This window comes from Streptomyces sp. NPDC048196 (genome assembly GCF_040652715.1).
Lineage (GTDB): Bacteria > Actinomycetota > Actinomycetes > Streptomycetales > Streptomycetaceae > Streptomyces > Streptomyces siderophoricus.
Map to the genome: position 1 here is coordinate 106,244 of NZ_JBEZMM010000011.1, position 18,185 is coordinate 124,428.

General features: G+C 75.5%; 16 protein-coding genes and 1 pseudogene. 11 read left to right on the forward strand and 6 right to left on the reverse strand.

Annotated features, from left to right (window positions below):
* Window positions 1–82 precede the first annotated feature (82 nt).
* The 3 genes from pcaB to AB0E02_RS14735 are packed head-to-tail and all read left to right on the forward strand — an operon-like array spanning window position 83 to window position 3,575.
* Window positions 83–1,507 (forward strand): 3-carboxy-cis,cis-muconate cycloisomerase, encoded by a 1,425-nt coding sequence (gene pcaB, locus AB0E02_RS14725; protein ID WP_362139060.1) that lies wholly within the window; start codon window positions 83–85, stop codon window positions 1,505–1,507.
* The gene (gene pcaD, locus AB0E02_RS14730; RefSeq protein ID WP_362138944.1) at window positions 1,504–2,340 is read left to right on the forward strand and encodes a 3-oxoadipate enol-lactonase; all 837 of its coding nucleotides are present in this window, start codon (window positions 1,504–1,506) and stop codon (window positions 2,338–2,340) included. Before pcaB ends, pcaD begins: the two co-directional genes overlap by 4 nt.
* The gene (locus AB0E02_RS14735) at window positions 2,337–3,575 is read left to right on the forward strand and encodes a 4-hydroxybenzoate 3-monooxygenase (protein WP_362138946.1); all 1,239 of its coding nucleotides are present in this window, start codon (window positions 2,337–2,339) and stop codon (window positions 3,573–3,575) included. Before pcaD ends, AB0E02_RS14735 begins: the two co-directional genes overlap by 4 nt.
* Here the strand turns inward: AB0E02_RS14735 and AB0E02_RS14740 are convergent.
* Window positions 3,524–4,561, reverse strand: coding sequence for a PP2C family protein-serine/threonine phosphatase (locus AB0E02_RS14740; RefSeq protein ID WP_362139062.1), 1,038 nt, complete (start codon window positions 4,559–4,561; stop codon window positions 3,524–3,526). The genes AB0E02_RS14735 and AB0E02_RS14740 overlap by 52 nt on opposite strands.
* A 346-nt stretch (window positions 4,562–4,907) precedes the next feature.
* Here AB0E02_RS14740 and AB0E02_RS14745 point away from each other — a divergent pair.
* The 4 genes and pseudogenes from AB0E02_RS14745 to AB0E02_RS14760 all read left to right on the forward strand — a co-directional run.
* Window positions 4,908–5,936: pseudogene (locus AB0E02_RS14745) on the forward strand (NAD-dependent epimerase/dehydratase family protein); the annotation flags it as partial.
* A gap of 9 nt (window positions 5,937–5,945) precedes the next feature.
* Window positions 5,946–6,689: a glycosyltransferase family 2 protein gene (locus AB0E02_RS14750; protein WP_362139064.1), complete on the forward strand. Its 744-nt coding sequence runs from the start codon at window positions 5,946–5,948 to the stop codon at window positions 6,687–6,689.
* On the forward strand, window positions 6,686–7,357 hold the full coding sequence (locus AB0E02_RS14755) for a TIGR04282 family arsenosugar biosynthesis glycosyltransferase (RefSeq protein ID WP_362138948.1): 672 nt from the start codon (window positions 6,686–6,688) through the stop codon (window positions 7,355–7,357). Before AB0E02_RS14750 ends, AB0E02_RS14755 begins: the two co-directional genes overlap by 4 nt.
* The gene (locus tag AB0E02_RS14760) at window positions 7,354–8,085 is read left to right on the forward strand and encodes a methyltransferase domain-containing protein (RefSeq protein ID WP_362138950.1); all 732 of its coding nucleotides are present in this window, start codon (window positions 7,354–7,356) and stop codon (window positions 8,083–8,085) included. The genes AB0E02_RS14755 and AB0E02_RS14760 overlap by 4 nt, the downstream gene beginning before the upstream one ends.
* Here AB0E02_RS14760 and AB0E02_RS14765 read toward each other — a convergent pair.
* Together AB0E02_RS14765 and AB0E02_RS14770 are read right to left on the reverse strand one after the other, a co-directional pair.
* Complete coding sequence (locus AB0E02_RS14765; RefSeq protein ID WP_362139066.1) at window positions 8,010–8,567, reverse strand: hypothetical protein; 558 nt, start codon at window positions 8,565–8,567, stop codon at window positions 8,010–8,012. The genes AB0E02_RS14760 and AB0E02_RS14765 overlap by 76 nt on opposite strands.
* A 20-nt stretch (window positions 8,568–8,587) precedes the next feature.
* Window positions 8,588–9,838, reverse strand: coding sequence for a molybdopterin-dependent oxidoreductase (locus AB0E02_RS14770; RefSeq protein ID WP_362138952.1), 1,251 nt, complete (start codon window positions 9,836–9,838; stop codon window positions 8,588–8,590).
* A gap of 114 nt (window positions 9,839–9,952) precedes the next feature.
* On the opposite strand from AB0E02_RS14770, the gene AB0E02_RS14775 reads away from it, so the two are divergent.
* A complete protein-coding gene (locus AB0E02_RS14775) occupies window positions 9,953–11,425 on the forward strand; it encodes a hypothetical protein (protein WP_362138954.1) in 1,473 nt (490 codons plus the stop codon).
* 545 nt (window positions 11,426–11,970) lie between these two features.
* On the opposite strand, the gene AB0E02_RS14780 is transcribed toward AB0E02_RS14775, so the two are convergent.
* Complete coding sequence (locus tag AB0E02_RS14780) at window positions 11,971–12,222, reverse strand: hypothetical protein (protein ID WP_030413200.1); 252 nt, start codon at window positions 12,220–12,222, stop codon at window positions 11,971–11,973.
* Window positions 12,223–12,444: 222 nt separating this feature from the next.
* Here AB0E02_RS14780 and AB0E02_RS14785 point away from each other — a divergent pair, with 222 nt between their 5' ends.
* Window positions 12,445–13,056 carry a MarR family transcriptional regulator gene (locus AB0E02_RS14785; RefSeq protein ID WP_362138956.1) on the forward strand — a complete coding sequence of 204 codons (612 nt, stop codon included), beginning with the start codon at window positions 12,445–12,447 and terminating at the stop codon, window positions 13,054–13,056.
* 558 nt (window positions 13,057–13,614) lie between these two features.
* Here the strand turns inward: AB0E02_RS14785 and AB0E02_RS14790 are convergent.
* Complete coding sequence (locus AB0E02_RS14790) at window positions 13,615–14,814, reverse strand: serine hydrolase domain-containing protein (RefSeq protein ID WP_362138958.1); 1,200 nt, start codon at window positions 14,812–14,814, stop codon at window positions 13,615–13,617.
* 560 nt (window positions 14,815–15,374) lie between these two features.
* Here AB0E02_RS14790 and AB0E02_RS14795 point away from each other — a divergent pair.
* On the forward strand, window positions 15,375–16,013 hold the full coding sequence (locus tag AB0E02_RS14795) for an isochorismatase family protein (protein WP_362139069.1): 639 nt from the start codon (window positions 15,375–15,377) through the stop codon (window positions 16,011–16,013).
* A 442-nt stretch (window positions 16,014–16,455) separates the two neighbouring features.
* Here the strand turns inward: AB0E02_RS14795 and AB0E02_RS14800 are convergent, their stop codons facing one another.
* Window positions 16,456–17,274, reverse strand: coding sequence for a lipase family protein (locus tag AB0E02_RS14800; RefSeq protein ID WP_362138960.1), 819 nt, complete (start codon window positions 17,272–17,274; stop codon window positions 16,456–16,458).
* A gap of 386 nt (window positions 17,275–17,660) precedes the next feature.
* Here AB0E02_RS14800 and AB0E02_RS14805 point away from each other — a divergent pair, with 386 nt between their 5' ends.
* On the forward strand, window positions 17,661–18,047 hold the full coding sequence (locus AB0E02_RS14805) for a hypothetical protein (RefSeq protein ID WP_030413195.1): 387 nt from the start codon (window positions 17,661–17,663) through the stop codon (window positions 18,045–18,047).
* The last annotated feature ends 138 nt before the right edge of the window (window positions 18,048–18,185 follow it).

Sequence of the window (18,185 nt, forward strand, 5' to 3'; positions counted from 1 at the left end):
CCACCAGGACCACCGTTCCGCTCCCCATCCCGCCCCCGCTCCCGCCGCCGCACCGCATCCACCTCCCCACGACGACGCCGACCTGGGGCTGCTCGCGCCGTCCCGGGCCGGCTCCGCCGTGGCCGACGCCACCGGGGACGCCGCCTATCTGCGCGCCCTGCTCGACGCCGAGGTCGCTTTGACCCGCGCCCAGGCCGCCACCGGGCTCGCGCCCGAGGAAGCGGCTGCCGCGGTCACCGCCGCGGCCGCCGAGCCCGGCCTCTACGACCCCGGCACGCTCGCCCGCCGCGCCCGCGCCGCGGGCAACCCCGTCGTCCCGCTCGTCGCCGACCTGACCGCCGCGGTCGCCGCCCGCGCCCCCGACGCCGCCGGCTACGTGCACCGCGGCGCCACCAGCCAGGACATCCTCGACACCGCCACCATGCTGGTCTGCACCCGGGCGCTGGAGCCCGTACTGGCGGACCTGGCCCGGACCGCCGAGGCACTGCGCCGGACCGCGGCCGCGCACCGCGACACCCCGATGGCCGGCCGGACCCTCACCCAGCACGCGGTGCCGACCACCTTCGGTCTCAAGGCCGCGGGCTGGCGCAGCCTGGTGCTCGACGCCCACGCCCGGCTCACGGCCGTCCGTGCCGCGCTGCCCGTCCAACTGGGCGGCGCGGCCGGCACCCTGGCCGCCTTCCACGCGTACGCCGAGGCCGAGGGCACACCGGCCGTCCTCCCTGCGTACGGGGCCGACGCCGATCGCGCACCGGCCACCGCGGGCCAGGACCCCGGCACCCGGCTGCTCACCGCGTACGCCGCCGCGACCGGGCTCGCCGAACCCGCCCTGCCCTGGCACACCCTGCGCACCCCGGTCGCCGATCTCGCCGGGGCGCTCGCCTTCACCGCCGGTGCCCTCGGCAAGCTCGCCGCCGATGTCCTGACCCTCTCCCGCACGGAGATCGGCGAGCTGTCGGAGGGCAGCGGCGGCGGCTCGTCCGCCATGCCGCACAAGGCCAACCCGGTGCGCGCCACGCTGATCACGGCCGCCGCCCGCCAGGTCCCGGCGCTCGCCGCGGTGCTGTACGGCGCGCTGGCCGCGGAGGACGAGCGTCCGGCCGGCGCCTGGCACGCCGAATGGCAGCCGCTGCGGGACGCCCTGCGGCTGGTGGGCGGCGCCGCCCGGGACGCCGCCGAACTGACCGCCGACCTCCGGGTGCATCCGGACCGCATGCGCCACCACCTCGACGCCACCGGCGGCCTGGTCGTCACCGAACGTCTGGTCGCGGCCCTCACTCCCCGGACCGGCCGCGCCGAGGCCCGCCGCCTCCTGGACGCCGCGGCCCGCCGCACCGCCGAACAGGGCGTCCCCCTGGCCACGGCACTGCGCCACGCCCTGGACGAGGAGCGGCTGCCGGCACACCTCGACCAACTGCTGGACCCGACCGGCTACTTGGGATCGTCCGGCGCCCTCGTGGACCGGGCGCTGGAACGTACCGTGCACACCCCGCAGGAGCCCGTATGACCCGCCCGCCCGCCGGCCCGCCGCCGCACCACGCCCTCGACGGTCCGGACGGCGCCCCACCGCTCGTCCTGGGCCCCTCCCTCGGCACCGAACTCTCCGTCTGGGAGCCTCAACTCGCCGCGCTGGCACAGCAGTTCCGCGTCGTGCGCTGGGACCTTCCGGGCCACGGCGGCACCCCCTCCGTCGCCACCACCACCGTCCCGACGCTCGCCCGCGGGGTCCTCGCGCTCGCCGACGGCCTCGGCATCGACCGTTTCTCGTACGCCGGGATCTCGCTCGGCGGCGCGGTCGGCGCCTGGCTCGCCGCCCACCACCCCGAGCGGATCGCCTCGCTCGTCCTGATCTGCTCCTCCGCCCGGTTCGGCGAACCGGAGGCCTGGCACGAACGGGCCGCCCTGGTACGCGAGTCGGGGCTCGGACCGGTCGCCGACACCGCCGCCGGCCGCTGGTTCACCCCGGACTTCGCCGCCTCCCCGCAGGCCACCACGCTGCTCGCCACCCTGCGGCAGCGCATCGCCCCGGCCGGCTACGCGGCCTGCTGCGACGCCCTCGCAGGCTACGACCTGCGCGGCGACCTCGCCCGCGTCACCGCGCCCACCCTCGTCGTCGCCGGCCGCACCGATCCGGCCACCCCGCCCCCGCACGCCCGCGAACTGGTCGACGGCATCCCCGGCGCCGGCCTCCTCGAACTGCCCGGCGCCGCCCACCTCGCGGGCGTCGAACGCCCCGCCGCCGTCCTGGCCGCCCTCCTCGGCCACCTCACCGCACCGCCGGACGCCCCCGCGGCGGCCCGCGTCCCCGTCCCGTACCCCTCGGAAGGAACCGCGCCGTGACACCCCCTCCGCCCGTCCGCCGCACCACCGTCGGCATCATCGGCGGCGGCCCCGCCGGACTGCTGCTGGCCCGTCTGCTGCACCGGTCCGGCATCGACTGCGCCGTCCTGGAGAGCCGCGACCGCGGTTACGTGGAGCGGCGGCAGCGCGCCGGCCTCCTCGAACAGGGCACCGTCGACGTGCTGCGCGGCTGCGGAGCCGGGGCCCGGCTGGACCGCGAGGGCCTGGTGCACGACGGCATCGAGCTGCGCTTCGCCGGACGGTCCCACCGCCTCGACCTCCCGGAGCTCACCGACGGCCGCCGGGTGACGGTCTACGCCCAGACGGAGGTCGTCAAGGACCTCGTCGCCCTCCAACTCGCCGACGGGCCACCGCTGTTGTTCGGGGCCGAGGCGCTCACCGTCGAAGGGGCGGACGGGGACCGCCCCGCCGTCCACTACCGGTACCAGGGCCGCGTACACACCCTCCACTGCGACTACGTCGTCGGCTGCGACGGCTTCCACGGTGTGACCCGCCGGGCCGTACCGGAGGACCGGCGCCGCACCTACGAGCGCGGCTACCCGTACTCCTGGCTCGGTGTGCTCGCCGACGTCCCGCCCTCCGCGGACGAGCTGGTCTACGCCCACTCCGCGCGCGGCTTCGCCCTGTTCAGCATGCGCAGCCCGACCGTCAGCCGGCTCTACCTCCAGGTCCCCAACGGAACCGACCCGGCGGACTGGCCCGACGACCGGATCTGGGACGAACTGGAGACCCGCGCGGCCGTCGACCCGGCCACCGGCGCCGCCCCCTGGAAGCTGGCGCGCGGGCCGATCACCGCGAAGTCGGTGCTGCCCATGCGCAGTTCCGTCACCGAACCGATGCGTTACGGCCGGGTGCTGCTGGCCGGCGACGCGGCGCACATCGTGCCGCCCACCGGGGCCAAGGGCCTCAACCTCGCCGTCGCCGACGTCACCGTCCTCGCCCGCGCCCTGGACCGTCTGCACACGACCGGCGCGACGGAACTGCTGGACGCCTACTCCGCCACCTGCCTGCGCCGGGTCTGGCGCGCCGAGCACTTCTCGGCCTTCATGACGACGACTCTGCACACCGCCCCGGACCAGTCGCCGTTCGACACCCGGCTGCAGCTCGCCCAGCTCGACCGGATCGCCACCGCCCCGCACGCCGCGGCCGAACTCGCCGAGAACTACGCCGGGCTGCCGCTCCCCGCGGTGCCGGCGGAGTGCTCGTCGCGGTAGCGGACCAGCAGCATCGCGGCGTCGTCGTGCAGCGGGCCCTCGGCATGCTCGACCAGGTCCTCGCGCACCGCGCGCAGGGCGGCCTCCGGGTCGGCTTCCTTGAGCAGCGCCGCCCGGTCGTCGAGCGGATAGAACCGGCCGGCCGCGTCGCGTGCCTCGCTGACCCCGTCGGTGTAGAAGAGCAGCTGGTCGCCGGGGCTGAACGGCACCTCGTAGGGCAGCGGGGTGTTGGCGGTGTGCCAGGTGAGGCCGAGCGGAAGGGACCGTTCCGGCGGCGCGGGGAAACCGACCGTGCCGGCGGGGCGGACGACCAGCGGCGCCGGATGGCCGTAGTTGAGCAGGGTGGCGTGCGGACCGTCACCGATCTCGGCGAGCACGGCCGTGACGAAGCGTTCGCCGGACAGATGGCGGTTCAGGGCCCGTTCGACCCGCTCGCCGACGGCCGGCAGATCGGGTTCGTCGTACGCCGCCTCGCGGAACGCGCCGAGCACCACCGCCGCGCTCTCCACGGCCTCCAGCCCCTTGCCCTGGACGTCCCCGACGATGATCCGGACACCGGCGGGCGAGGTCACGACCTCGTACAGGTCCCCGCCGATCCGGGCCTCGGCCAGCGCCGACGTGTAGGAGACCGCGATCCGCAGGGGTCCGGCGCTGCGCGGCACCGGGCGCAGCAGCACCCGCTGGGCCACCTCGGCGATCGAGCGGACGCTGGCCAGCTCGGCCTCCCGGCGCTGCCGCATCACCGCGGCGACCACCCCGGCCGCGGTCACCCCGGCCACCGACAAGAGCGCGGTCAGCCCCCGCCGGCTCTCGTACACCCCGTTGTAGACGCCCAGACCGAGGCAGAGGACGAACGCGGTCAACCCGGCCAGTGCGGTCCGCCGCCAGCCGCCGACCAGTCCGGCGAACGCTGGCCCCAGGGACACCAGCGGCAGGAAGCCCACACCGGGCCCCGCGGTCAGGTCGACGGCGGTGACCACGGCCATGACCGTGTAGGGGAGCACGGACAGCACACGGGAGCCGGTGCGGCGCTCCCCGTTCTCCACGGCCAAGGCGGTCTCCGACGGTGTGGTGTGAGGTGATCGGGTGGAGGGGTCCCGGCCGTCGGACTGTCCGAAAACGGCCCCCAGACCCCCGACCTGAGCATATGCAACATATGCCGTATCGAAATACCTCACCGACGCCCGTTACCGAATCGCAGTGGCGGGAACATCCGCCGGTCACGCACGCCCGGGGGAACACCGCCGGTCACGGACGTCCGGATCTTACGGACCGGTGACACCGTCGCCGTGGCGCGGGGCTTCCGGCCCGGCCGCGCTTAGCGTGACCGGCATGCGCGTACTGGTCACCGGCGGCGCCGGATTCATCGGATCACAGGTCGTCGACGCCCTCCTGGCCGGCGGCCACGAGCCCGTCGTACTCGACGCCCTGCTGCCCACGGCACACCGCGAACCCCCGCCGGCGCGGCCCGGCACCCAGCGGATCGTCGCCGACGTACGGGACCGGGCGGCCGTCGAGGCCGCCCTGCGCGGTATCGACGCGGTCTGCCACCAGGCCGCCATGGTCGGCCTGGGCAAGGACTTCGCCGACGCCCCCGACTACGTCGGCTGCAACGACCTGGGGACCGCCGTCCTGCTGTCGGCGATGGCCACGGCCGGGGTCCGGCACCTGGTGCTCGCCGGCTCCATGGTGGTCTACGGGGAGGGCCACTACACCTGCCCCGCCCACGGGGCGGTGCGGCCCGGCCCGCGCGCGGTGGCGGACCTGGACGCCGGCCGGTTCGAACCCCGCTGCCCGCACTGCCGCTCCGAGCTGCGGCCGGGCCTGGTCGACGAGGCCGCGCCCACCGATCCCCGCAACGTCTACGCGGCCACCAAGCTCGCCCAGGAACACCTCGCCGCCTCCTGGGCCCGGGCGACCGGCGGCCGGGCCGTCGCACTGCGCTACCACAACGTCTACGGCCCCGGCATGCCGCGGGACACCCCCTACGCCGGGGTGGCCTCGTTCTTCCGCTCCGCCCTCGCCCGCGGCGCGCCCCCGACCGTGTACGAGGACGGCGGCCAGCGGCGGGACTTCGTGCACGTCCGGGACGTCGCGGCCGCCAACGTACTGGCGCTGACCGCCCTGCCGGACCGGGCGGCCGCCACCCTGACCGCGTACAACACCGGCAGCGGCGTCCCGCACACCGTGGGCGAGATGGCGCAGGAGCTGGCCGCCGCGTACGGCGGCCCTGCGCCGGTGGTGACGGGGGAGTACCGGCTCGGCGACGTGCGCCACATCACCGCCTCGTCGCGGCGGATCGCCGAGGACCTCGGCTGGCGGGCGGCGATTCGATTCGAGGAGGGCATGGCCGAGTTCGCCCGGGAGGAGATGCGGACCGCCGCACCCACCGGCACCGGCCCGCCCTTCCCCGCCGCCCCCCGGCCCGCCCCGGTGGACGTCGTCCTGCCCTGCCTGGACGAGGCCGCCGCGCTCCCGTGGGTGCTGGCACGCATCCCGGCCGGCTGGCGCGCGATCGTGGTGGACAACGGCTCCACCGACGGCTCCGCCGAGATCGCCCGCGAGCTGGGCGCCACCGTCGTCCGCGAACCCCGCCGCGGCTTCGGCGCCGCCTGCCACGCCGGACTGCTGGCCGCCGAGGCGGACATCGTCTGTTTCTGCGACTGCGACGCCTCCCTGGACCCCTCGCTGCTCGTCCCGTTCGTCCGTGCGATCCGCGACGGCGACCGCGATCTGGTGCTGGGCCGCCGGCGCCCCCAGGGCCGGGGCGCCTGGCCGCCGCACGCCCGGGCCGGCAACCTCGCCCTGGCCCACCTGCTGCGCCGCCGCACCGGACTGCGGCTGCACGACCTCGGCCCGCTGCGCGCCGCCCGGCGCACCGAGCTCCTCGGGCTCGGCCTCACCGACCGCCGCAGCGGCTACCCCCTGCAGATGGTCGTGCGGGCCGCCGACGCCGGCTGGCGGATCGAGGAGCGCCCGGTGCCCTACCGGCCGCGCACCGGCCGTTCGAAGGTCACCGGCACCTGGCGGGGCACCTGGCAGGCGGTCCGCGACATGCGGGCCGTCCTCCACCAGCCCCCGCAGCCCGCCCCGGCGCAGGAGGCGGCCAGATGACCCGCCCCGCGCCCCGTACGCCGCCCCCGCACGGGCCGACCGCACTCCTGGTCATCGCCAAGGAACCGGTGCCCGGCCGGGTCAAGACCCGGCTGACCCCGCCCTACACCCCCGACGAGGCCGCCCAGTTGGCCGCCGCGGCCCTGCACGACACCCTCCTCGCGGTCCGCGCGATGCCCGCCCGGCGGCGGACCGTGGTGCTCGACGGACGGCCCGGGGACTGGCTGCCGGACGGCTTCGAGGTCCGGCCGCAGTGCGCCGGCGGCCTCGACGAACGGCTCGCCGCGGCCTTCGCCGCCAGCCCCGGCCCCACCCTGCTCCTCGGCATGGACACCCCACAGGTGACCGCCGAACTCCTCGCGCCCGCACTGGAGTCGGTCGCCTGGCAACACCATGACGCCTGGTTCGGCCCGGCCGAGGACGGCGGGTTCTGGGCGCTCGGCCTCGCCGACCCCGACCCCCGGTTGCTGCGCGGCGTCCCGATGTCCACCGCGGGCACCGGCGCCGCCCAGCGCGCCCGCCTGACCGCGGCCGGACTCCGGATCGGCGACCTGCCGGTGCTCCGCGACGTCGACACCGCCGCCGACGCCCACCGGGTCGCCGCCCAGGCCCCCACCGGCCGCTTCGCCACCACCCTTGCTCGGCTGACAGCGGTGAGGGGCCGATGAGCACCACCGTTCCCGCCGCCCCGCCGCACCCGCCGGTCTGGGGAGCGGACGCCTACGCCGAGGCGCTGCGCAACGGCCGCGGCCCGCTCTATCTGCGCCGTACCGACGGCTGGTTGTTGCCGCTGGACGTCGAGCGCTGGTGCGCCGCGGCGGACGAGGCCGACCTCGCGGCGCTGGGCCGCTGCGAGGGCACCGTCCTGGACATCGGCTGCGGCCCCGGACGGCTGGTCGCCGCGCTCACCGCACAGGGCAGGCGGGTGCTCGGCATCGACGTCAGCCCGGCCGCGGTCGCCCGCACCGCCGCGGCGGGGGGCGCCGCACTGTGCCGCTCGGTCTTCGATTCCCTTCCGGACGAGGGGAGTTGGGGTACCGCGCTGCTCCTCGACGGCAACATCGGCATCGGCGGCGACCCCCGCACCCTGCTCGCCCGCACCGCCGCCCTGGTCCACCCGGCCGGGCTGCTCATCGTGGAAACCGCCCCCGCGGACGTCGACGAACGGGCCCGGGTCAGCGTCGCCGGCGACCCGTACGCGGGCCACCACACCGCCGACCCGTTCCCCTGGGCCCGGGTCGGCACGCCCGCGCTGCTGCGGTACGCCGACGCCGCCGGCTGGACACCCGTCGAGCGGTGGACCGCCGGCGGCCGGCGGAGTCAGTCACCGTCCGCCGCCCGCTGCTTCGTCGCCCTGCGGCGGCGCCGCAGCCTGCCCACCGCCCGCCGGGGCTGAACCGTACGGCACAGCAACCACAGCGCGGAGCCCGCGAACAGCACCGCGGTGATCAGCAGCCAGCGGCCCAGGAACACCCCGGCCGGCAGCCCGGTCGCGGCCTCGTAGTGCACCGCCCAACGGCCGCCCGCCGAATAGGCGATGAGCGGGAACCACACCAGCAACAGCAGCCCCGACAGCGCGGCGGGCACCCGCACGAACGCCGTCCAGGGCCGATGGTGAGCGGTCCCCGCCGTGCACCGGACCACCGCACGGTCGGCGCACGCGTACAGCGGCAGCAGCACGAGATCGTGCAGCAGCGCCGCCCCCACGAACCACACCACCACCAGCGGCCACCGCCCGCCGGCCAGCAGCCGCACCCCCGCATAACCGGTGAGCGCGAACGACCCGAGCATCAGCACCAGGTGCAACGGCCCCTCGCCGTACCAGCGGCGCCGGCGCAGTCGCCGCCACCCGCGGACCACGGCGGCCCGCCCCGGCATCCGTACGCGTCGCACGCCGCTCACCCCTCCCCGAACGAAAGCCGCGCCACCCACTTGGTGTTGAGCACGCCCGGCGCCGCCGGCACGATGATTCGCGCCGGGTAGCCGTGGTCCCGCGACAGCTCCGCGCCGCCCACCCGCAGCGCGAGCAACGACCGCGGATCGCGCACCTGGCTGCCGCTCAGCGCGGCCCGGCGGAACGCGCCGTGCAACTGGAGCGACTCCACCAGCACCCCCGGCGGCCGGTCGCCGAGGCCCACCAGCGCGGCGAGCTCCCGCAACCGCACCCCGCTCCACCACTGGTCGTCCGTCGACCAGCCCTCCACACAGGCGATCGGCAGCGCCGCCTGGTGCTGCGGCAGCCGCAGCAGGTCGGCACGGGTCAGCCGCACCCGGCGCCCGCCGCCCTCCACCGTCAGCCGCCAGTCGGCACCGGTGTCCTGCGCCCGGATCCCGACGGCCGCCGCGGACTTGTTGATCTGGAACCCGTTCGGCCCGCCGCCCGGATCCGCGCCCCCGTGCGGCGCCAGCAGCGCGGTACGCCGCCACCACCCGCCCACGCTCTGCCCCGCCGTCGTCACCAGCAACAGCAGCGACCCGGCGCCGACCAGCCCCAGCGCGCCCCGCCGGCTCACCGTCGGCCGGTCCGGACGGATCGCCACCAGCCCGGTCTCGTCGTCCTGCGCCGCCGGATCGGTCCGCTCCCGCAGCGCCCGTACGGTCCGCGGCAGCCGCAGCACCACATGGGCCACGAACGCGCCGATGAACACCCACGCGCCGTAGAAGTGCAGCCGGTAGAACGACCCGGGGAAGAGGTACGCCAGCTGGACGTTGAGCAGCCCGGTGACGAACTCGAACAGCGCCCCGCCGACCAGCAACAGCAGCGACAGCCGCTCCAGCGCATCGCCCGCCGACCGCGCCGGCGGCATCCGGAACAGCTTCGGGATCACCGACCACAGCTTCGCCAGCAGCACGGGCACGAGGACCACGCCGAGGGTGACGTGCACCCCCTGGGTCAGGCGGTAGAGCCAGCGCGGGCCGGTCGGCCAGCCGAAGAGATAGAACCCCAGCAGGCCCTTTTCGGGCGTCTGGTCGTTGACGCCGCCGGCCAGGTCGGGGTTGTAGGCGGCGTACGACAGCAGCCCGGTGACGAACAGCAGGGTGATCCCGGCCAGCAGGACCACACCGAGCAGCGCGGTCAGCCGCGGGCCGCGCAGCGGACTGCGCCAGAACGACGGGGAGGTGGGCGGAACCGGGCGGGAAGCGGCCATGCGCCGACGGTATGCCGGGACCGGCGTCCCGAGCGGGCCGCAACGCATGACGAAAGTCTGACGTCGGCGGAACGGCGCCACCCCGGCCCGGCCCTGGCGGCCTAGCGTGCCGGTGTGACCCACCGTGAGATCCGGCCGGGCCGGGCGAGCGTCCGACCCGAGCCCGACGAGCGCGCCCTGCGCCGCGCCGATCTGCTGGCCGCCGCGGCCGGCGCCCTCCTCGTCGCGCTCGCCGCCGTCATCGGCACCGTCATCGAGCACGCCAACGGCAGCCTGCACGTGAACTGGCCGCCGCTGTACGCCTCGTGGTTCCCGCACCTGGGCCCCGGCACCCCCGCCGCGGTCACCGTCGCCGTCCTCGTGATCGCCTACGGACCGCCGCTCGCCGCCCGGCTGCCCTGGCGGGCCCTGCTCCCCACCTGCTGGGCCGCCGCCCTCGCCTGGACGACCGCACTGGCCCTGATCGACGGCTGGCGGACCGGTGTCGCCGGCCGGCTCACCACCGCCTACGAGTACCTGACGGTCATCCACCGCTTCGACGACCTCGGCCCGGCGCTGCGCGGCTTCACCGGGCACATCCTCAACAACGCCCCGGACCACTGGCCCGCCCACGTCGCCGGACACCCGCCGGCCGCGATCCTCACCTTCGTCGGGCTGGACCGCCTCGGCCTGGGCGGCGGCGCCTGGGCCGGCGTCTGGTGCCTGGTCACCGGCGCCTCCACCGCGGCCGCGGTCCTCATCGCCCTGCGCGCGCTCACCGACGAGCCCACCGCACGCCGGGCCGCGCCCTACCTCGTCCTGGCCCCGGCCGCCGTATGGGTGGGCACCTCCGCCGACGGCTACTTCGCCGCGGTCGCCGCCTGGTCGCTCGCCCTGCTCGCGCTCGCCGCCACCGGACGCACCCTCCCCGGGCCACCGCGGGGTGGGGGCGTCCCCGGCGGCAGCCGGCGGAGTGCCCCCCTCCGCGCGGCCGCCGCCCTCGGCTCCGGGCTCCTCCTCGGCCTGACCTGTTACCTGTCCTACGGACTCACCCTCATCGTGCTGATCGCCGCCGCGGTCCTGCTGCTCGCCCGGAGCGCCCGCCCGCTGCCGCTCGTGGCGGCCGGGGCGGCGGCCGTCGCGGTGGCCTTCACGCTCGCCGGTTTCGACTGGTGGGAGGGGTACCGGCTGCTGGTCCAGCGCTACTACCAGGGCGCCGCGGCGGTCCGTCCGTACGCGTACTGGGTGTGGGGCAACCTGGCCTGCGCCGTACTGATCACCGGTCTCGCCACCTGCGCAGCGCTACGGCGCACCCTCGCGGCCGCCCCGGCCGCCGTACGGCGCCTCCGCCCGCGCACCGACGCGCGCACCGCGCCGCCCACGCCCGCCGACCGCCTGACCGTGCTCGTGCTGGCCGCGCTGCTCGCCCTCCTGGTGGCCGACCTCTCCGGCATGAGCAAGGCGGAAACCGAGCGCATCTGGCTGCCCTTCGCACCCTGGCTGCTGGCTGCCTGCGCCCTGCTGCCCCCATCCCACCGGCGCCACTGGCTGACCGCCCAGGCCGTTCTGCCGCTGCTGGTCAACCACCTGCTGTACACGGGTTGGTGACGGCTGCTGGGCACCGATTGGTGACTGCTGGTGTGCACCCGTTGGTGACGGCTGGTGTGCACCGGGTGGTGACGGCTCCTGTACGCCGGTTGGTTACGGCTGCTGTGCACCCGTTGGTGAGGGCTGCTGTACGCGGGTTGGTGGCTGCGCGGGCAGGCGCTCCGAAGGGCACGGCCGCCGTCGCTGCGGTACGCCGGGGCCGCGGTCGGGGCCGGAAGGCCGGGGACGCGACGCGGGGCGGCGGTCGGGGTCGGTAGGCCGGGGTCGCCGTCAGGCCAAGCCTCATGCCGGATAGGCCGGGGTCGCCGTCAGGCCAGCCCTCACGCCCGACAGGTCGGGGGCGCCGTCAGGCCAGCCCTTCTCCACGCCCGCTAGGCAGGGGGCGCCGTCATGCAGCCCTCCACGCCCGACAGGTCGGGGTCGCGGTCAGGCCAGCCCTCCTCCACGCCCGATTAGGCCGGGGGCGCCGTCAGACCAGCCCTCCACGCCCGATAGGCCGGGGGCGCCGTCAGGCCAGCCCTCACGCCGATACGCCGAGGCCGCCGTCAGGCCAGATACGTCCGGGTCGAGTTCACCCGGCCGGGGCGCAGGATGCGGATCGGGCCGAGGTTGCAGGAGGGGCAGTCATTGCGGGTCAGCGGGGACGGAACCCGGATGCCGCGCGCGAAATAGTCGGCCCGTCGGTGGCCCGCCAGATCCGTGGTGTGCCGGATCTCGTACTCCTCCTCCCAGCCGTGCCCGCAGTGCAGACAGACGAACGCGTACGCCTCGTGAACCGTCTCGGTGTCCCGTTCCATGATCACCACGCCCTCTCCCCGGCCCCGCCGCACGAGCGGCGCTGCCGGATGCATGCCGGATGCATGCCGGACCCGGCCATGCCGTACCTCCCATTATTGCGCCGTGCAAGGAGGAGCGCGGGGCCGGATTTCCGGGCCGCCCCGGGCCGCGGCACCGGCCCGTTCGCGCCCGTCGGCACCGCCCGCGACCAGGCACGATGCCGGGGCGGGTATAAAGGCGCCATGGGGAACGAGGAAGATCGCGCAAGACGGCCGGGCGGCCCGGCCGCGCCCGGGGACGAGCCCGCGCAGCACGGCGGCGAGGACCTCGACCGGGACGTCGACCGGGACGTCGACCGGGACGTTGACCAGGACCTCGACCAGGACGTCGAGGAGGTCATCGCCGCGGTGCTGACCGCCTCCCGGCTGCTGGTCGCGATCTCGGCCCGGGCGCTGGCCCGGATCGAGCCCTCGCTCACCCTGCCCCAGCTGCGCACCCTGGTCGTGCTCGACAGCCAGGGCCCGGTCAAGCTCGCCGCCCTGGCCGCCGCGCTGGGGGTCAATCCGTCCACCGCGATGCGGATGGTCGACCGGCTCGCGGCGGCCGGCAGCGTCACCCGCAAGGCCAACCCCGGCAACCGCCGGGAGGTCGTACTGGAACTGACCGCCGAGGGCAGGGAACTCGTCGCGCAGGTACTCGCCGACCGGCACGCCGAGATCGCCGCGATCGTGGCCCGGCTGCCGGCCGGCCAGCGCGCCGGCCTGGTCCACTCACTGCACGCCCTCGCCGCCGCCGCAGACGCCCCACCGGTGCCACCCCGCCCCGCCCCACCCCCGGAACCGGCGGCTCCCTAGCAGTCCGCCGACCGGGGCCGCGGGCCGTCGCCCGAGGGCCGCCGACCGCCTGCCGTCCTGCCGCCGACCGCCTGCCGTCGACCGCCTGCCGCCGCCCGAGGGCCGCCGACTGCCTGCCGCCGACCGCCTGCCGCAGGACGTCGACCGCCTGTTGCCGACCATCGGCCGCTGACCGCTCCCTAGCGGTCCGCCGACCGCCGACCGCGGACCGCGGACCGCGAGCCGTCGACTGCCGGTCGCCGACTACCTGCCGCCGACCTCCGACCGCCTAACGCCGACCGCGGGCCGTCGACCACCTGCTGCCGGCCGCGGGCCGTCTGCCGCGGGCCGCCGACCACGGGCCGTCGAACCCTCTGCCGTCGACCGCCTGTCGCCTGCCGCGGACCGTCGACCCCCTGCCGCCGACCGCCTGTCGCCTGCCGCGGGCCGTCGACCGCCTGCTGCCGACCACCGACCACCGACCGCCGGCCGCTCCCTGGCGGGCCGGGGGCCGGGGGCAGCGGGCCGGGGGCGGCTTGCCCCGCGCCACCGGCCCGCCCCCGCCCGCCCCGTCCGCGCTCAGCCGCGCTGCCCGTCCAGCGCCTGGTACACCGCCCTGACCAGGCCGCCGTTGCGCGGGTCGTCGCCCGCCGTCCCGCCGCCGTACTTGTTCATGGTGTACGCGTACGACAGCCGGTTCTCGGGGTCCGCGAAGGCGTACGAACCGCCGGCCCCACCGTGCCCGAACGCCGCCGGGTTGGGGCCCAGTCGGCACTGGTGGTTGAGCATGTAGCCGAGCCCCCAGCGCAGCTCGAAACCGGGCGGGGCGAGCGGCCCTATGGCCAGATCCGGCTCCCCGGGCCGGCTCTGCGACCGGCGCATCGCCTCCAGCGTCCCGGCACCGACCAGCTTCCCGCCCACCAGCGCGCCGTACACCGTCGCGAGCCCGTGCGCGGAGGCGTGCGCATTGCCGCCCGGGAGCTCCGCCGAGCGATAGGCCGCGCTGTTGACGTCGCCGGTCGGAATGGACATCAGGGAAAGCATCACGACGGCCATCGGATGGTCGTCCAGGGACCGGAACGGCGGCCTCGGCGCACCCGGAAGCCGCTCGGCGAGCAGCGCCTCGTCCAGCTGCCCGACCATGTCCGCGCAGGAGGCGTGCTCCTCGTCCGGGGTGCCGATGAACACCCGGGCCCCCAGCGGTTCCGCGATCTCGCTGCGCAGGAACGCCCCCAGGGACTGCCCGGTGACCCGCCGGACCACCTCGCCGACGAGATAGCCGAAGGTCACCGCGTGGTAGCCCTGGGCGGTCCCCGGCTCCCACCACGGCTCGGTCGCCGCCAGCACCGTGCAGACCGCGTCCCAGTCGTAGGCGCGCCCCGGCGGCAGCGGGGTGCGCGGAGCGATCAGGCCGGAGCGGTGGCTGAGCAGCCAGCGGACGGGTAAGTCCTTTTTGCCGGCCTGGCCGAACTCCGGCCAGTAGTGGGCGACCGGCGCATCGAGGTCCAACTCCCCGCGGTCGACGAGCAGATGGGCACAGAGTGCCGTCATACCCTTGGACGTCGAGTAGACGTTGACCAGGGTGTCGCGTTCCCAGTCCTGCGTCCGGTCGGCATCCTTGTGGCCGCCCCACAGGTCGACCACCGGCTCCCCGTCCAGGGTCACCGTGACGGCGGCCCCGACTTCTCCGTGCCGCCGGAAATTTCGCTCGAAGGCCTCCTGCACGCCCGCGAACTCCGGTGCGCAGTGGCCGTTGACGTTGACGGTGGCTGGTCCCACGACTGCCTCTTCTCGCGTCGCCCGGTGCGCTCATCCCGTACGCAGGGGTGTGCGTACGTACGCCTGTACCTGCGAAACGGCGTCCCTACGGGATGATCTGCCCAGTTCGATGCCCGTGGCAACCATGTGGACCCGGACGGCCGAGAACGGCGTGTCAGGGAGCGAGTGAGGGAGGAGGGGGAGATCGGGCCCTGGCCGGATCACGCCCCCGCCGGCGCGAACGGGTACGCCCCACCCGCACCATGGCCATCATGACCACCACCACCGACGCGGCCGACGACGCCGACGTGGCCGCCGCGGCTCGTACGGGCACCAGCACCATCCGCGCCGCCGCCGCCGACGACGACGCCGCCGACGACGCCGCCGCCGACGACGACGCGGGCGCGGGGACCATGGGCGATGCCGACGCGGGCAACGACACCACGCGCGGCGCCGAGGCGAGTGCGGGCGCGGGCTCGGGCGCCATGGGCGCTGCCGACAGGGGCACCAGCACCATGCGCGGTGCCGAGGCGGGCGCGGGCGCGGGGACCATGGGTGACGCCGACGCGGGCAACAACGCCATGCGCGGCGCCGAGGCCGTGGAGGACGGTGGGGGCGGGGACGGGGGTGCCGGCGCGCTGGTCCGTCCCGTCGGGGCGCTGGTCCTCGTCGACATCCAATCGGCCTTCGTCGCGGGCGAGGACGCGGTGCCGGACGCGGCGCGGGTGCTCGACCGGAGCCGTGGTCTGCTGGCCCGGGCCCGCGCCGCCGGGGCCCTCGTCGTCCACCTCCAGAACGACGGCGAACCCGGGGCCGTCGACGCCCCGCACACCCCCGGCTGGGAACTCCACCTGCCCGTCGCGCCGGGGCCGCGCGAGATCGTGGTCCGCAAGACGCAGGACGACGGCTTCGAGGGCACGGTACTGGGCGACCTGCTGGAGGCGGCGGACGTCGGAGAGCTGGCGATCTGCGGGGTGCTCTCCGAGATGTGCGTCAGCGCGACCGCCCGTACGGCCCTGGCCCGCGACTACCGCGTGGTCCTGCCGCACGACGCACACGCCACCTACGACATCCCCGCGGCCCCGGGCATCAGCGGGGTCGTCCCGGCCGCGATGTCCTCCCGTGCGGCCGAGTGGGCACTGGGCGACGAAGTCGAGATCGTCGCCCAGGCCGCCGACATCACCTTCACCGCACCGGTCCACGCTCGCCGGGACGGGTGAGCCGCCGGACACCCTGACCCTCCGCTCGCGCTGCCCTGCCTGGAGTGCTGCCCTGCCCGGAGCGGTGACCCGCCCGGAGCGCTGCCCCGGCGGGAGCGCTGACCCGCCGCGAGCGGTGACCAGAAAGGGGCGCTGAGCCGCCGGGAGCGATGGCCCGTCGAGGCCCGGTGGCGCACCGGTAACGCTGCCCCGGCGGGAGCGCTGACCCGCCGCGAGCGGTGACCGGATAGGAGCGGTGAGTCGCCGGGAGCGATGGCCCGTCGGGGCCCGGTGGCCCACCGGTAAGGGTGACCCGGTGGGAGTGCTGACCCGCCGGGAGCGCTGATCAGCGGGAGTGCTGACCTGCCGCGCCCGGCGGAGACCCCCCGCGCCCGCCGGAGACCTGCCAGGCGCGGCTCCCCGCCGGGGCGTGCCTCCGTGCCGCGGCTCTCCGGCTTCCCGGTCAGTTCTGGTTCTTCTCCAAGGCGTTGATGTACGCCCCCATGAAGTGGTCCCGGACGCCGTCGGACGTGGGGGCGAGCAGGTCGGCGGTGTAGCCCTTGGCGTGGTCGAAGAGGCCGGTGATCACCGGCATCGTGGTGTGGATCTTGCCCGTGGAGTCGATGTAGCGCAGCGCGGAGACGTGGTGGAAGGCGGGCTCCGGGGGGAGCTGGGGCACGACGTCGTTGTTGTTGACGAAGCGGTACATGCGGTCGGTGAAGGCCGCGTCGAACTCCCGCGTCAGCAGCCGGTCGCAGGTCCGCGGCTGCCCGAAGGTGTAGACGCCGGCGGCCGTCAGATACGGCTCTTCGAAGTGCAACCGGGCGCCGGCCAGCATCGCCAGTGCACCGCCCAGGCTGTGGCCGGTGAACCAGACCGTCTGGCCGTTGTCCCGGAACTCGTGGACGGCGGCGTGGACCTGCGGCCAGACGGACTCCAGCGCCTCGCCGAAGCCGTAGTGGATGTACCCCTTGCCGCCGGGGCCCGGCCAGGGCGGGGTCGTCGTGTCGGACAGCCAGTCGCGCATGTTCGACGGCTCGGTGCCCCGGAAGGCGGTGATGATCATGTCGCGGCCGCCGAGGGTGTACGCCTGGGTGTCCTCCAGCGGGAACGGCGGCCGGAACGTGGTGTGGTGGTGGCGCACCTGCTGGAAGCCCCATTCGCGGGCGGCTTTGTCGATGGCCGGCTCGTCCTTGTAGGCGAGCTCGGCGGCGCGCGCCATGCAGAGCGCATGGCGGACGCTGTAGCTGGTGACCTTCTGGTCGATGACGGTGCTGGTCAAGGTGGGCTCCTGGAGATCGGATCAAGGGGCTGACGGTGGGCGGACTCGTTTACGGACTCGTGGACTGCTCGTGTACGGGCTCGTGGATTGCTCGTGGGCGTACTGCGGTGGATTGCCGGCGGTGCCGCGGGAGCGAGAGGTGGTCGGGAGCGGAGGCAGTGGGAACGAGAGGCGGTCGGGAGCAAGAGGCAGTGGGAACGAGGGGGCGCGGCGCCGGCGGCTGCTGCGGGCGGTTACAGAATGCTTGCTGTGATTACTGAGCGTAACGCTTCTGGGTCGCGCCGCGCCGTTGCGCCCGTTTAAACCACTCGTTCGAGCCTCGGGTCGCACAGAGCGGGCCGGGGGGCGAGCCTGGAAGCGTTCGGCTCCCAGAGGAAGGCCCCACAGTGAACAGCGCGGAACAGGCGTCACACGCGGAACATGTATCGGCCGAGGTGGTGGTGGAGCTGGAGAGCTGTGCGACGCAGGACGCGCACGCCGTCTTCAGCGCCCTGCGGACCGCCTTCGCCTCCGACCGGGCCGCCGACGACGTGCCCGAGGAAATGGCGGGGGCGGGGCCGACGGTGTGGACCTCGACCATCGACGTGAGCGAGCACAAGGCCGAGGCCGAGCCCCGGCGGCTGACAGCGCCGGTGCTGGTCAGCCTCCAGGGCGGCTACTGGGCCGTTGACCAGCTGTGCAAGGGCCTGGAGCCGGCGTTCACGGTGCACATCCTCGGCATGGCCGCCGGCGACCAGGAGAAGGAGGTCGAACTCCGCCTGGAATCCCGCTAGCCCGCCCAACGGACCAGGGCGGCGCCCGGAAGCCCGGGGAGGCGACCGGCCCCTTCGAGGGGCGAACCGGCCGTCCTCACCCGCCCACCCCCCGAAGGGGGGTGGGCGGCGGGGAAAACAAACGCCACGGGAGAACGC